Raw genomic sequence first — 14,736 nt, 5'->3', positions numbered from 1 at the left:
AGCATGACTGATGAGCCTTTGCGCCCCAATCCCGACCGCCTGCTGGAGCATGCCGCCACCGCGCACCGGGGCAAGCTAAAAGTCTTTTTTGGCGCCTGCGCCGGGGTGGGGAAAACCTTTGCGATGCTGCAGGAAGCACAGCGGCTGCGGGCGCAAGGGCTGGATATTCTGATTGGCGTCGTGGAAACCCATGGTCGAAAAGAGACCGCCGCGCTGCTGGAGGGGCTGGCAACGCAGCCCGCCCGGCGTATTCACCATCGCGGACGCTTAATTCAGGAGTTTGATCTGGACGCCGCCCTTGCGCGGCGTCCGGCGCTTATTTTGATGGACGAGCTGGCGCACAGTAACGCGCCCGGCTCGCGCCACCCGAAACGCTGGCAGGATGTCGAAGAGCTGCTGGAAGCGGGAATTGATGTTTTTACCACCGTCAACGTTCAGCACCTCGAAAGCCTGAATGACGTGGTCAGCGGCGTGACCGGGATTCAGGTGCGCGAAACGGTGCCGGACCCCTTCTTTGACAGCGCCGATGAAGTGGTGCTGGTGGATTTACCGCCGGATGACCTGCGCCAGCGTCTGCACGAAGGCAAAGTCTATATTGGCGGTCAGGCGGAACGCGCGATTGAGCACTTCTTCCGTAAAGGCAACCTGATTGCCCTGCGCGAACTGGCGCTGCGCCGCACAGCCGATCGGGTGGATGACCAAATGCGCGCCTGGCGCGACCGCCAGGGCGAAGAAAAAGTCTGGCACACGCGTGATGCGATTTTGCTTTGCGTCGGCCACGGCGCAGGCAATGAGAAGCTGATCCGCACTGCCGCACGCCTGGCGGCCAAGCTCGGCAGCGCCTGGCATGCGGTGTATGTCGAAACCCCAACGTTGCATAAACTGCCGGAGCCGCAGCGGCGGGCGATTTTAAGTTCGCTGCGTCTGGCGCAGGAGCTGGGCGCAGAAACCGCCACCCTTTCCGATCCGGCGGAAGACCGCGCCATTTTGCGTTACGCGCGCGAACATAATCTCGGCAAAATTCTGATTGGCAGACGCAACAAACGCCACTGGTGGAGCCGGGAATCCTTTGCCGACAGGCTCGCCAGGCGCGCGCCGGATCTCGATCTGGTGATTATCGCGCTGGAAGATGCGCCGACTCCCCTGCCCGCCCGCGCTGGGGATATTCGCCCGTTTATGGATCGCTTTCGCGTGCAGCTTAAAGGCTGTCTCGTCGCGCTTGCGCTTTGCGCCGCCATTACCCTGATAGCTATGCAGTGGCTGACGGCATTTGATGCCGCCAACCTGGTGATGATCTATCTGCTTGGCGTGGTGCTGGTGGCGCTGTTTTTTGGCCGCTGGCCCTCCGCTTTCGCCACGGTAATTAACGTTGTCAGCTTCGATCTCTTTTTCATTGCCCCGCGCGGCACGCTGGCGGTGTCCGATGTGCAGTACCTGCTGACCTTTGGCGTAATGCTGACGGTAGGCCTGGTGATAGGCAACCTGACGGCCGGTGTTCGTTACCAGGCGCGCGTGGCGCGCTACCGGGAGCAGCGCACCCGTCATCTGTATGAGATGTCAAAAGCGCTGGCGGTTGGACGTAGCAATCAGGATATCGCCGCGACCAGCGAAACCTTTATCCACTCCACGTTTAATGCGCGCAGCAAACTGCTGTTGCCGGACAGCCACGGCCAGCTGGCGGCTGTGACGCAGACGCACGGCATGACGCCGTGGGATGACGCCATCGCCCGCTGGAGCTTTGATAAAGGCCAGCCTGCCGGCGCGGGCACCGATACGCTGCCCGGCGTGCCGTATCAAATTTTGCCGTTAAAAAGCGATCAAAAAACCCATGGCTTGTTGATTGTTGAACCGGCGAATCTGCGCCAGTTAATGATCCCGGAACAGCAGCGCCTGCTGGAAACCTTCACCCTGCTGGTCGCCAGCGCGCTGGAGCGCCAGGCATTAGCCACCAGCGAAGAGCAGGCGCGGCTTGCCAGCGAGCGCGAAAGTATTCGCAACTCGCTGCTGGCGGCGCTGTCTCACGATCTGCGCACGCCGCTGACCGTGCTGTTTGGTCAGGCGGAGATCCTCACACTGGATCTGGCGAGCGAAGGTTCAGCACATGCGCCGCAAGCTAACGAAATCCGCCAGCATGTGCTGAACACCACGCGGCTGGTGAACAATTTGCTGGATATGGCGCGCATCCAGTCCGGCGGCTTTAACCTGAAAAAAGAGTGGCTGACCCTCGAAGAGGTGATTGGCAGTGCGTTGCGAACGCTGGAGCCAGGGCTTGGCGGCCAGCATATTGCGCTCGACCTGCCCGATCCGCTGATGCTGGTGCATGTTGACGGCCCGTTGTTTGAGCGCGTGTTGATTAATCTGCTGGAAAATGCGGTGAAATATGCCGGGCATCGCGCCGAAATCGGCATTACCGCACACAGCACGCCGGACCAGTTAACGCTGGATGTGTGGGATAACGGGCCGGGGATCCCAGCAGGTCAGGAAGCGGCGATTTTCGATAAATTTGCCCGCGGAACCAAAGAGTCTGCCATTCCCGGCGTTGGGCTGGGGCTGGCGATTTGCCAGGCGATTGTCGAGGTGCATGGCGGCACCATCGCTGCCCGCAACCGTCCGCAAGGCGGCGCGCTGTTTTGTGTTACACTTCCACGGGAAACACCGCCGCAACTGGATGAATTACCTGAGGATCTGTGATCAACGTTCTGATTGTTGAAGATGAACAAGCTATCCGCCGTTTTCTGCGCACCGCGCTGGAAGCCGAGGGGCTGCGCGTCCATGAAGCAGAAACACTGCAGCGCGGGTTAATTGAAGCTGCCACCCGCAAGCCGGATCTGGTGATCCTTGATTTAGGGTTGCCGGACGGTGACGGGCTCGACTTTATTCGTGATCTGCGCCAGTGGAGCAACATGCCGGTGATTGTGCTCTCTGCGCGTACTGAAGAGAGCGACAAGATCGCCGCGCTGGATGCGGGTGCCGATGATTATCTCAGCAAGCCGTTTGGCATTGGCGAATTGCAGGCGCGCCTGCGCGTCGCGCTGCGCCGCCATGCAGCAGCCACACCTGATGAGCCGGTGGTCACTTTTTCAGATATCCGCGTCGATCTGGCTAACCGCCGCATTCAGCGCGGAGAGGAAGAACTTCATCTCACGCCGATTGAGTTTCGCCTGCTGGCGGTGCTGCTCAATAACCACGGGAAAGTCCTGACGCAGCGCCAGCTGCTTAGCCAGGTCTGGGGTCCTAACGCCGTGGAACACAGCCATTACCTGCGTATTTATATGGGGCATTTGCGGCAAAAGCTGGAGGTTGATCCGGCGCGCCCTCGCCATTTACTGACGGAAACAGGTATCGGCTACCGGTTTATGCTCTGACGGCGTATCCTTCTGATTTTTTGGGAGGGGAATCATGAGTACCTGGTTAATTTATGCCTTGCTGTCGGCGCTGACCGCTGCGCTGGTCGCCATTTTCGGCAAAATCGGTTTACAACATCTTGATGCCAATACCGCCACCGCCATCCGTGCGGTGGTGATGGCGATTTTTCTGGTTGGCGTGGTGGTGGTTCAGGGCAAGCTGTCGCTGATTTCGACGGTATTCGCCGATAAAAAAGCGTTGCTGTTTGTGGTGCTAAGCGGCGTAGCCGGTGCGCTGTCGTGGCTGTTCTACTTTATGGCGATCAAAACCGGGAATGTATCGCGCGTGGCGCCGATTGATAAGCTCAGCGTGGTATTTGCGGTGATTCTGGCGGTGGTGCTGTTTGGCGAGAAAGTTTCTCTCATTTCTGGCGCGGGTGTGGCGTTGATTACCGCCGGTGCGCTGATGGTGGCGCTGGGGTAATTAAAAACAGGCTCCGGGAGGAGCCTGTGCGAATATTATCGGGATATTTGACGACTAAACATTCGGGAGAAAAGGCCGCCTTTCTTCGTTGGAGTTGTAGGAGGTGAATTAGGTAACCTCATCTTAAATACAATCCGTTGAGTGGAGGGTTTATCCTTCGTCTGATAGGTTAATAGTCTGCTACCTGAAGCATCGAAATTCGTCGCGTCAAGATATGTCGTTTGTTCGACTGTCGCGCTAAAACTCCCCTCTGCCAGATATTCTTCAGTATCCATATTTTTCATTTCGAACTGTTGCCTGGAGGTGATGCGGTACACATCCCCCTCATGAACGATTAAATGTTCAGGTTTGCTGTCACGTTTAGCCGAAAACGTGTTGTCATCATCAACACGCCTTACGCCATAAAGCTCAATAGCAATATCTGCAAGGTGCCCCTGATGAGCCACCGTAGAAAGGATTTTTTTATTTTGCGGAGAGAAAAACTGATCAACGTCTGCCGCTGAGAATGGAATATCCATACCGAGTGCGGCATAGGAAGTAGTATAAACAGAGCGATGGAGATCTTTGGCAAATGCCTCAGAAACAGCAGCCCCTTCTTCAACCAATTCTGATTCGTGCGTGGGCTGAAAATGAGGGATTTTTCGTTCCCAACTGATAGTGATACTACGCGAGCTGGTTTCACTCCCCTCAGAAGCGGGTTCATCCTGGATATTTCCTCTCACTATCACCGGGTTGTTTTCCGATTCGATAAAGCTATCTGGTACATGAAGTAATCGATCCAGTGCAGCGAATTCATTATTACCGATCAGTTCCCCGAAACTTCTGGAAGCTAAGATCGGCGCTCGCCCATCCGGATCTTTTAGCGTCAAGGGATTGTTATGTACCATGCAGAATAAATTTAGCCCTCCCTCTGGGTCCGCACTGAGCCAACGTCCGCCCCACGGCTGATAATAGCGATAGCCGTAATAATACAACCCTGTGGCGTCAAGCTCTTTGCTCGAATAACGTAAGGTTTTGTAGCTGGCTTCCGTTTGATTACGGGCCACCAGTAGCGCCGTGCCGCCGAAGGGATAATACTCTTCCTGACTAATGAGGTATCCGTCCCCATCGACCTCCAACTGGCAGCTACCGATCAGGTTGCCATAGCTCCAGCGTAGTTGGTCATTTGCGCTAATATCGCCTGGTAAGCCACTTTCCCAATGCAATGCCCTCACTTGTACCTGGTCGGCAACGCTGGTAGTGATCACCTGTAAATTCTCCGTCACGGTGCCGCCATTGGTGGTTGTTCGCCATTCAAGACCAGGCAGGTAAATCACCTTTTGTGACCGATAACCGCCACCAGTCTGTTGACTAGTCACTTTGATAATACGCTGGCTGCGGGCATCGTAACGATAGCTTTCGCTGTCATCGCTGCCACTGTTGCGCACGACTGGCACAACTTTCTGTAGTTCGCCTCGCGGGGTCCAGGTCAGTGGCTGACCAGAGAAGAGAACGGTTTGCTGACCGCCATAGGTGAAAAGAGTATCTACTTGCGCAGGATCCTCTGTCAGACTACTCAACACGGCCCGATTGCTACTATTGCTGACAGTCATCGTCGTGGTATAGCTATTGCCGGAGGCGGGTGCGCTTTGTTGAATCTGTATCAGATTGTTGCCGGTATCATAACGGTATGTGCGGCTGTAGTTAGTGTAAGTAGCATCATCGAAGGAAGAAAATACAGGGAGAGCACTGCTTTGTTGCCTTGCATCCGCCATTTCACGACCAGTTGCCCTGATCAATTGATACAGGCTGTCATAGCGGTAAGTACACCTGGGCACGATTTCTTGATTACGCCAGAAGCGTGTCTCTTCTGCATCGTTGCTGACCACCAGTACATTACCTACTGGATCATATTCATAACGCAAATCTTGCAGTACTTTCGCACCGGAAGGGTGAGTCGTTGGACGCTCGGTTTTAATACCAACCAGGCGCTGAGTTTCCTTTTCGTAGGTCCAGGTCGTCATCACACCATTACCGTGTAGTTCTACGAGCTTTTGCCCTGCGGCAGAATAGGTTATTGATGTGACAATGGGCTGCTCTTTACCACCGTTGATTGTCAGCCAACATGATTTCACCAATCCTGCCACATCGTAAGCAATGCGTTGCACATTGCCGACAGCATCAATGGTGGCGAGGACACTTCCGATGGCATCAACGGTAGTCAACGTGGTGTAATTCTCACTCGCCAACGAATCGTTCCAGACAGAAATATCACTGCCCTGCCAGTCTGCAAAAGTATTTGCATCTTCAGCACCCCGCAACAATCTGCGTGTAACGGATAGAGGAACGCCATGAAGTGAAAAAACCTCCACCTGGACCAGGCCTACGGGATCATAATGGCTGATACACTGGCCAGAGAGATTGTTATCCTGCTCACTTTGCGTATTGCTACCGTAGACAAATCTTTCCATTACTCGAGCATTATCTCCCGCTACCTGCTCCGTCAAACTCAGCAAGCGGCCAGGCAAAGTACTTTTCTCATACTGCCAGGAGCGGGTCAGTGAACGCTCACGTTCACCATGGAAACCAATATTTGTAACGGAAAGAAAAATACGTCCGGCATTGTCGTTCAACGCAATTGTGGTTCCCGCATCAGAACTCTGCTCACAGAGTACATGCCCTAACAAATCGGTCATGTAGATAAAATTCACCTCCCCGTTAACATATAAACGAGGGTCTGCACTCTGTTGCAAAAAGCCCCGCGCATTGAACCCATGCCTGGCTATACGTTCGCTGGTAACTGCCGGGGTGTCGGGGTGCCGGCAGTACGCAATATTGCGGACATTTAGTCCACGGTTATCAAGGACTTTGACTGATGGGGTTTTTCCAAAAATCGTCAACATAAGCATTCTCCTGTCGTTTTTATCGAGGCGCGAAATCTGCGGATCGATTCAAAATGAGTTAATGGCAAAATAATAAAGTTCGCCACTCAAGCACAGGAAAGGAGGGGAAAGTCACTGAGGTAACATCTTAAAAAACAAAACAAAAAAACGGGAACGCTAAACGTTCCCGTACAAATTAAGATTTTTCATTACCCTGGGGGTATGTTGAGCTATGCGTTTTTCAGCACTTCGCTGACAATCTCTACCGCTTCTTTTTCGATCTGCTTACGGTGTTCAGCACCGAGGAAGCTTTCACAGTAGATTTTGTAGGCGTCTTCGGTGCCTGACGGACGCGCGGCGAACCAGCCGTTGTCGGTCATCACTTTCAGCCCGCCAATGGATGCGCCGTTGCCCGGTGCCGCAGTAAGACGCGCGGTAATCGGATCGCCTGCGAGGGTGCTGGCGCTAACCATTTCCGGAGAAAGCTTAGACAGTGCCGCTTTCTGTGCGGAAGAGGCAGAAGCCTGCAAACGGTTGTAGCTCGGCGCACCGAAACGTTCTGCCAGCTCATCGTAGTGCTGCTGCGGGTTTTTCCCGGTGACGGCGGTGATTTCCGCAGCCAGCAGGCACATGATGATGCCGTCTTTATCCGTTGACCACGGGGTGCCGTCGAAACGCAGGAAAGAAGCACCCGCGCTCTCTTCGCCACCGAAGCCGAAGCTGCCATCGTGCAGACCATCAACAAACCATTTAAAGCCGACCGGAACTTCCACCAGCTTACGACCCAGGTCATTCACCACGCGGTCGATCATCGCCGAGGAAACCAGCGTTTTACCAACGGCAACGTCTTTGCCCCACTGCGGACGGTGCTGGAACAGGTAGTTGATCGCCACCGCCAGGTAGTGGTTCGGGTTCATCAGACCAGCCGGAGTAACAATGCCGTGACGGTCGTAGTCCGGATCGTTGGCGAAGGCCAGATCGAACTTGTCACGCAGCGCCAGCAAGCCCGCCATGGCACACTCGGAGGAGCAATCCATACGGATAACGCCATCTTTATCGAGATGCATGAAGCGGAACGTCTGATCGACCTGATCGTTAACAATGGTCAAATCCAGCTTGTAGTGCTCAGCAATACGTTTCCAGTACTCGATACCGGAGCCGCCCAGCGGGTCAACACCCAGTTTCAGGCCCGCTTTCTGGATAGCCGCCATATCGACGATATCCGCCAGCCCTTCAATAAACGGCTGTACCAGATCTTTTTCCGTCACATGACCAGACGCCAGTGCGGCATCAAGCGTAATGCGTTTTACGCCTTTCAGGCCATCTGCCAGCAGTGCGTTAGCGCGATCCTCGACCACTTTGGTGACGTTGGTATCAGCCGGGCCACCATTGGGTGGGTTGTATTTGATACCACCATCTTCCGGTGGGTTATGCGACGGCGTAATAACGATACCGTCCGCCTGCGCGCCGCCGTTTTTGTTGTGAACCAGGATAGCGTTTGAGACGGCAGGCGTCGGCGTGAAGCCGTTATTTTCCTGCACGATAATGTCCACACCGTTGGCTGCCAGCACTTCCAGCACAGAGATAAACGCCGGTTCAGACAGCGCGTGGGTATCTTTACCCACATAGCACGGGCCGGTAATACCGTTTTTCGCACGCTCTTCGGCGATAGCCTGAGCGATGGCAAGGATATGCTGCTCGTTGAAGCTGTGGCGACCTGCGCTGCCACGGTGGCCGGAGGTTCCGAACTTCACCGCATGTTCTGAATTTCCGACTTCCGGTTTCAGCACGTAATACTGCGCAGTAAGCTGCGCGACGTTGATTAAATCGCCCTGTTGTGCAGGTTGACCCGCACGCGGATGGTTAGCCATTGCCTGGTCCTTTCAATGCAAGGATTAAATTGTGCCGCAAACTTTTTCAATCAATTCCGCGGGGAACTGCATTGATTGCATGATGTGCTCGATCATGCTGCATTTACGACCCGTATTGGTATTAGTGATGACCCAGTAAGGGGTGTTCGGCACCTGTTTCGGCTTGGTTTGATTGCCGTTTTGCAAAAGCGTTTGCTCGTTCGCGGCAAAGTATACGCGGGTGCGCCCATGCAGAGACTCAGTGGATTCCGTAAACCCTTTTTCATCCAGTAAGTAGAGTGTAGACAGCACCAGCAGGAAACGATTGACCGCCTTTTTCTGCTCGGCATATTCATCAGACAGAAGCAGCTCGCGAACGGCACGGACTTTGTCTTTGGCGGTGTTGGCCGGTTTACTCCCTTCAACGGTGCTGACAGTACGCGTCTCTTTTACCGGCGCGAGGGAAGCGGCAGGCTGTGATGATTGAGGTACGGCGGAAAATTTTAACATACGCCGTAAAATGTCGGATGCGCTCTCGCCAATGTGCTTCGTGTGGCTGGCAATATAACTGTAGAGCTCATCATCAACTTCGATCGTTTTCATCTTAATCCAGTGCGATATCTTATCTGAATACAAGTGTTGGGATTATAAAGTGAAATCTCAACAGCGGATAGCGTCAAACCAGGATGGCGGCAAAACTAAGAGTAATTCTTAACCTTGCGGCCGGGCGGCAGAATGTTCAACATAATAACCTAACCCGAATGAGTGAAAAAAAGAACTTTGCCATGAAATTGAATACGCGCGCGCAAACTGCGCAACATCCGCACAACAATTCTCCGATCGTCCTTGTCCACGGTCTTTTTGGTAGCCTCGATAACCTTGGCGTGCTCGCCCGTGAGCTGGTTCAGGATCATGATGTGTTGCAAGTGGATATGCGTAACCACGGTCTTTCAGAACGCGCTTCAGAAATGAACTACCCGGCCATGGCGCAGGATCTGCTGGATACGCTGGATGCCCATCAGCTTGATAAAGCGACCTTTATTGGCCACTCCATGGGTGGTAAAGCGGTGATGGCGTTAACAGCGCTTGCGCCGGAGCGTATTGATCAACTGGTGGCGATTGATATTGCACCAGTGGATTACCAGGTGCGACGCCATGACGAAATTTTTGCCGCCATCAATGCGGTGAGCGATGCCGGGGCATCCACTCGCCAGCAAGCCGCTGCCCTGATGCGCGAACATATAAATGAAGAAGGTGTCATTCAGTTCCTGCTGAAATCCTTTGTCGACGGCGCATGGCGTTTCAATGTGCCGGTGTTATGGGATCAATACCCGCATATTGTCGGCTGGGAAACGATTCCTGCATGGCATAAACCGGCCCTGTTTGTTCGCGGGGGAAACTCCCCTTACGTCACTGAAGCCTACCGTGACGCGCTGCTGGCGCAGTTCCCGCAGGCGCGAGCACATGTGATTGCAGGTGCAGGTCATTGGGTACATGCCGAGAAACCCGATGCGGTTTTGCGCGCTATCCGTCGCTATCTCGCTGAAAAGACAAATTGATTAAAAAGGCGGCGACTGGTCGTTTCAACGCGCCCGGTCGTTGGCGTGTCCGTTGTGCTGATGTATGATGGCGCGCTATTCAGCCCGGGCGCGCCGCCCGATTGCTTGTTTTTCCCGTAGTATGTTTAGACCATGGCTAAAGAACAAACGGACCGTACGACACTAGATCTGTTCGCGAATGAGCGTCGCCCGGGACGGCCGAAGACAAACCCGCTCTCGCGCGATGAACAGTTGCGCATCAATAAACGCAATCAGCTAAAACGCGATAAAGTTCGTGGGCTTAAGCGTGTCGAATTAAAACTCAACGTGGAAGCCGTCGATGCGTTAAACGAGCTGGCAGAAGCGCGAGATATGAGCCGCAGCGAGCTTATCGAAGAGATGCTGCTGGCGCAGCTGAAAGCATTGCGCGGCTAGCGAATCCTCCGAAACATCATCGAAATAACACTTTCATGTGTCATACAGTGCAGTCCGACGCGATAGCAGTTTCCGCGTGCTTCCCTGTTCTGCTATGATTGCCCTTATCTGTGGGCGTAGCGCCACCACCATACTCATTAAGTTTCAAGAGGTTATTTTACTCATGGCAATTACAGGCATTTTCTTCGGCAGCGACACCGGTAACACCGAAAACATCGCGAAAATGATTCAGAGTCAGCTTGGTAAAGACGTTGCCGACGTACATGACATTGCCAAGAGCAGCAAAGAAGATATCGAAGGGTATGACATTCTGTTGCTCGGCATTCCTACCTGGTACTATGGTGAAGCGCAGTGCGACTGGGATGACTTTTTCCCGACGCTGGAAGAGATCGACTTTAACGGTAAATTAGTTGCGCTGTTCGGCTGTGGCGACCAGGAAGATTACGCGGAATACTTCTGCGATGCGCTGGGCACCATTCGCGATATCATCGAACCGCGCGGCGCGACCATCGTTGGCCACTGGCCGACCGCGGGCTACCATTTTGAAGCCTCTAAAGGTCTCGCGGATGACGACCACTTCGTTGGCCTGGCGATTGACGAAGACCGTCAACCCGAGATGACCGCAGAACGCGTACAGAAATGGGTAAAACAGGTTCGTGAAGAGCTGCACCTGGACGATATCATTAACGCCTGATTTTCTACGGCGTAATCTGTGGGTTACGCCGTATTAATAGATAAAAGCAATGGAAATAATTGCTACAAATTTTTAACTTTTTTCTCCATCGCTGTACAATGAGCCCTGCTAAACTGGGTGCCGTCGCAAAGGACTTTGCTGGCGACACCACGTTTTATAAGCTTACTTTACTTGAGGGCTTGCAGTTTTCATCCAGCCATGGCAGTTCTATAATGAGACGCATTACCCCAGGTGCATTCCTTATAACTTCCGCTAAGGAAGTGAATCGTATAGCAACAGGACAGATTCCGCATGACTGACAACAATACCGCATTAAAGAAGGCCGGCCTGAAAGTCACGCTTCCTCGGTTAAAAATCCTTGAAGTGCTTCAGGAACCGGATAACCATCATGTCAGTGCGGAAGATTTATACAAACGACTGATCGACATGGGCGAAGAGATCGGGCTGGCAACGGTTTACCGTGTACTGAACCAGTTCGACGACGCCGGGATTGTGACCCGTCATAACTTCGAAGGCGGCAAGTCCGTTTTTGAACTGACTCAGCAACATCACCACGATCACCTGATCTGCCTCGATTGCGGCAAGGTGATTGAATTTAGTGATGACTCCATTGAAGCGCGTCAGCGTGAAATTGCCGCGAAACACGGCATTCGCCTGACTAACCACAGTCTTTACCTTTACGGCCACTGCGCCGAAGGTGACTGCCGCGAAGATGAACACGCGCACGACGCGAAATAACTGCTTTTGAAACCTAAAAAGCCAGCCTGACGGTTGGCTTTTTTTTGCCTGCAACATTGGCAATAAAAGAAAAAACCCGGCAAGCTCGCGCCGCTGGGTTTAATCGCTGCATCACATTACGCTTTTACGCTATCGACACGGCTAAAGCGTTTACCGTCCGGGCTGGCGGTGCGCACCTGCACTTCCCCGCTCACCTGCGGACGCGCTTTATCGTCGTAGCGCTGCCAGTTTTTGCCGCCGTCGGTTGAGAACTCAACCACCATGCCAGGGAAGCTGGTATTGGCTTCAAGTTTTCCACCGACCACGCGCGCGCCCGGTACTGGCAGGCGGTAATGAACCCCAGCCTTATCCAGTTTCGCCAGTTCGCGATGACCTAACAGGTTCGCAAAGCGTTGCCAGTCACGTTCCAGCGCTTTCACATCCACCATATGTGTCACGCCGCCTTTGTATTCACGTCCGGCTTTGTAATCCTGCTCCCAGCCCGCACGATGCCATGCGCGTTCAGCCACCGAAACCATACGTGGATAGATCATGTACTCCATCTGCTTATCGGTGCGCACCACTTCGCTCCACAGCTGCGCGGAAAGGCCATACGCGCCCGGCCACGGTTTATCGGACTTCGCGCTAAACGGGTTGCCATCGCGATCGAGCGTGGTTTCCGCGTTCTGCGGCATGTTGTCCGGGGCGAAGCTGAAAATCTTACGTTCATCGCTAAAACGCGTGCCCCAGTAATAGCCGCTTTCCGCCGGGTTGACCTCATTCGGGAAGTCGAGATACACGTAATCAGGATTGGAGACGACAACACGGAAACCTTTATTCGCCCAGTCATTCACCGAGTCAAAACCGCCCCAGTAGAGCGTATCCCAGAAGTTAACATTGACATGATCGGTGGCGAACACCGACGCGTCTTTGGCATCTTTCAAACCGTCCTGCCACGCCTGCATAGTATCAATGCCGTGTGCTTTCACCAGCTTGCTGACTTCCACGCCGAAATAGCTGGAGAGATGTTCAACATCGGCAACTTTGCCCTCTTTGATCATCGCCTGGCAGGCTTGCGATTTCGCCCATGGCTTATCCTGATTGCTCTGATCGATAATGCCTTTGCCCGCTTCCGGTTTTTTCTGATCCGTATAGCCTGTACCCAGATAGATATTTTTCGCTTCGTCACCGCCAAAATGCCAGGTATTCAGCGGCAGCCCGGCTTCTTTATGCATTTGCTGGATTTCGCCAATCACTTTGTCCACAAAGTTACGCGACGAATCAAGGCACGGATTGAGATAGCCGGTACGGTTATAGAACTGCACACCGGTGGTGTTCGAGGTGTCTGTCGGATCCAGCAGACGATATTGATTCGCCTCTTTCTCTTTGCCCGCTTTCATCAGGCGATCGTAACGCGCTTCCATCGCGATCACCGCTGCACGCGCATGAGCTGGCATATCGATTTCCGGGATCACCTCAATCTGTCGCGCTTTGGCGTATTTGAGGATCTCGATGTAATCCGCACGGCTAAAGTGGCCGCTGCCGTTGTTGTTACTATCCGGCCCGGAGCCCAGCTGTGGCAACAGGCACGTTTTCTCACTCAAATCATGACAACGTTTGCTGCCGATATCGGTCAGTTCCGGCAAGCCGGGGATCTCAATACGCCAGCCTTCATCATCCGTAAGATGGAAATGGAATTTGTTGAGTTTGTACGCCGACATCTGATCCAACAGACGCAGCACCGCCGCTTTACTGTGGAAGTTGCGACCGACATCCAACTGAATGCCGCGGTAGTCAAAACGCGGCGCATCTTTCGCTTCAAGCGCGGCAATCTTCATCTCGCCCGTAACAGGAACGAGCGACAGCAGCGATTGCAAACCGTAGAACACGCCCGCCTGATCGTAGCCGGTCACCACGGTTTCCTTCGTGCCAATGTGCAGACGGTACGCGCCAGAAACCGCCTCATCGCCGCTAAAGACGTTGCTGGCAATTTCAGTCCGCAGCGGATAACTGCCCTCTTTCACCCCCAGCAATGCAAAACGCGATTTCACTGCATCCTGTGCATCGGCACTCAGAGCTGAGAGATCCAGTTTCACGCCCTTACTCAGGTCGACATCCTGCCCGTGGATGTTAACGTGCTGCGGTGTTGGCACAATCTGACCACGTAGCGATGCGAGGTTTAGCGTTTTCACATCACTATTTTTCTCAAAGCGCGCCTCGGCAGTCATCAGGATATTTTTGTCGTCCGGCGTGCGTTTCCACTGATTATCAAGCGGTGTAACGAAGCGGGATAAATCTTCCGTGTCCGTATTGGCAATGACTTTCGCCGTCGCGCCGTCGGCGGTGACGTACCAGCGCGGCAACACATCGGTGATAAACAGCTGCCAGTATTCATTGATAATCGGGATCTCTATCGCCTGCCTGGCCGGGAAACCGGTGAATTTGTCGGTAGGTTCCAGCTTATGCAGGTCGCCCATAATGTGGGTTACTTTGAACTGCTCGTTTGCTACCTCCAGCACCGGGCGAATGCTGTGAAAATAGATGGCCCACGCTTTGTCGGTTACCGCGTCGCCATTATTGGTCAGTGTGATCACCGCTTTGTTGCAGGAAGCCCAATCGGCGCCGAGTTTCGCGCAGTCAACGCCGTGTTGCGCGGCGAAATTATCTTTCACCGCATAGTTAAGATGAAACTGGCTGATAGCATCCACGGTACTCTGATTCGCCAGCGCCGCAGTGCTGCCCAGCATCGCCAGTACGGCACTGGCGAGCATACTTAAACGAACTGTTTTCATTACGTATTCCTTGTAGTTTGC

11 protein-coding genes are annotated in these 14,736 nt (G+C 53.8%); 7 read left to right on the top strand and 4 right to left on the bottom strand.

The genetic code is table 11. From position 1 onward, the window contains the following. Positions 1–3: 3 nt before the first annotated feature. Genes kdpD through H650_RS21015 form a run of 3 tightly spaced genes read left to right on the top strand, consistent with a single transcriptional unit; the run spans position 4 to position 3,828 of the window. The gene (kdpD, locus tag H650_RS21025) at positions 4–2,691 is read left to right on the top strand and encodes a two-component system sensor histidine kinase KdpD (protein WP_020457040.1); all 2,688 of its coding nucleotides are present in this window, start codon (positions 4–6) and stop codon (positions 2,689–2,691) included. Continuing rightward, a complete protein-coding gene (gene kdpE / locus H650_RS21020; protein WP_020457039.1) occupies positions 2,688–3,365 on the top strand; it encodes a two-component system response regulator KdpE in 678 nt (225 codons plus the stop codon). Before kdpD ends, kdpE begins: the two co-directional genes overlap by 4 nt. A 34-nt stretch (positions 3,366–3,399) precedes the next feature. Further along, positions 3,400–3,828, top strand: coding sequence for an EamA family transporter (locus tag H650_RS21015; RefSeq protein ID WP_020457038.1), 429 nt, complete (start codon positions 3,400–3,402; stop codon positions 3,826–3,828). Between the two features lie 35 nt (positions 3,829–3,863). Here the strand turns inward: H650_RS21015 and H650_RS21010 are convergent, their stop codons facing one another. The 3 genes from H650_RS21010 to seqA form a co-directional block, all read right to left on the bottom strand. Further along, a complete protein-coding gene (locus tag H650_RS21010; protein ID WP_020457037.1) occupies positions 3,864–6,710 on the bottom strand; it encodes an RHS repeat protein in 2,847 nt (948 codons plus the stop codon). Between the two features lie 209 nt (positions 6,711–6,919). Continuing rightward, complete coding sequence (gene pgm, locus H650_RS21005; RefSeq protein WP_020457036.1) at positions 6,920–8,560, bottom strand: phosphoglucomutase (alpha-D-glucose-1,6-bisphosphate-dependent); 1,641 nt, start codon at positions 8,558–8,560, stop codon at positions 6,920–6,922. A gap of 24 nt (positions 8,561–8,584) precedes the next feature. Then, positions 8,585–9,142, bottom strand: a complete 558-nt coding sequence (gene seqA, locus H650_RS21000) for a replication initiation negative regulator SeqA (protein ID WP_020457035.1) — start codon at positions 9,140–9,142, stop codon at positions 8,585–8,587. 182 nt (positions 9,143–9,324) lie between these two features. On the opposite strand from seqA, the gene ybfF reads away from it, so the two are divergent. From ybfF to fur, 4 genes are all read left to right on the top strand, one after another. Then, complete coding sequence (gene ybfF, locus H650_RS20995; RefSeq protein ID WP_020457034.1) at positions 9,325–10,098, top strand: esterase; 774 nt, start codon at positions 9,325–9,327, stop codon at positions 10,096–10,098. A 132-nt stretch (positions 10,099–10,230) separates the two neighbouring features. Beyond that, positions 10,231–10,512, top strand: a complete 282-nt coding sequence (gene ybfE, locus H650_RS20990; RefSeq protein ID WP_017455918.1) for a LexA regulated protein — start codon at positions 10,231–10,233, stop codon at positions 10,510–10,512. 163 nt (positions 10,513–10,675) lie between these two features. Beyond that, positions 10,676–11,206 carry a flavodoxin FldA gene (gene fldA, locus H650_RS20985; protein ID WP_189660080.1) on the top strand — a complete coding sequence of 177 codons (531 nt, stop codon included), beginning with the start codon at positions 10,676–10,678 and terminating at the stop codon, positions 11,204–11,206. A 291-nt stretch (positions 11,207–11,497) separates the two neighbouring features. Further along, complete coding sequence (fur, locus tag H650_RS20980) at positions 11,498–11,944, top strand: ferric iron uptake transcriptional regulator (protein ID WP_007373881.1); 447 nt, start codon at positions 11,498–11,500, stop codon at positions 11,942–11,944. 116 nt (positions 11,945–12,060) lie between these two features. Here fur and H650_RS20975 read toward each other — a convergent pair whose 3' ends face one another. Continuing rightward, positions 12,061–14,715 (bottom strand): beta-N-acetylhexosaminidase, encoded by a 2,655-nt coding sequence (locus H650_RS20975; protein WP_020457032.1) that lies wholly within the window; start codon positions 14,713–14,715, stop codon positions 12,061–12,063. Positions 14,716–14,736: the final 21 nt, after the last annotated feature.

Source organism: Enterobacter sp. R4-368, assembly GCF_000410515.1.
Taxonomy (GTDB): Bacteria; Pseudomonadota; Gammaproteobacteria; order Enterobacterales; family Enterobacteriaceae; genus Kosakonia.
The sequence above is the reverse complement of the archived record's forward strand: the minus strand, read 5'-3'. Positions and strand labels throughout refer to the sequence as shown.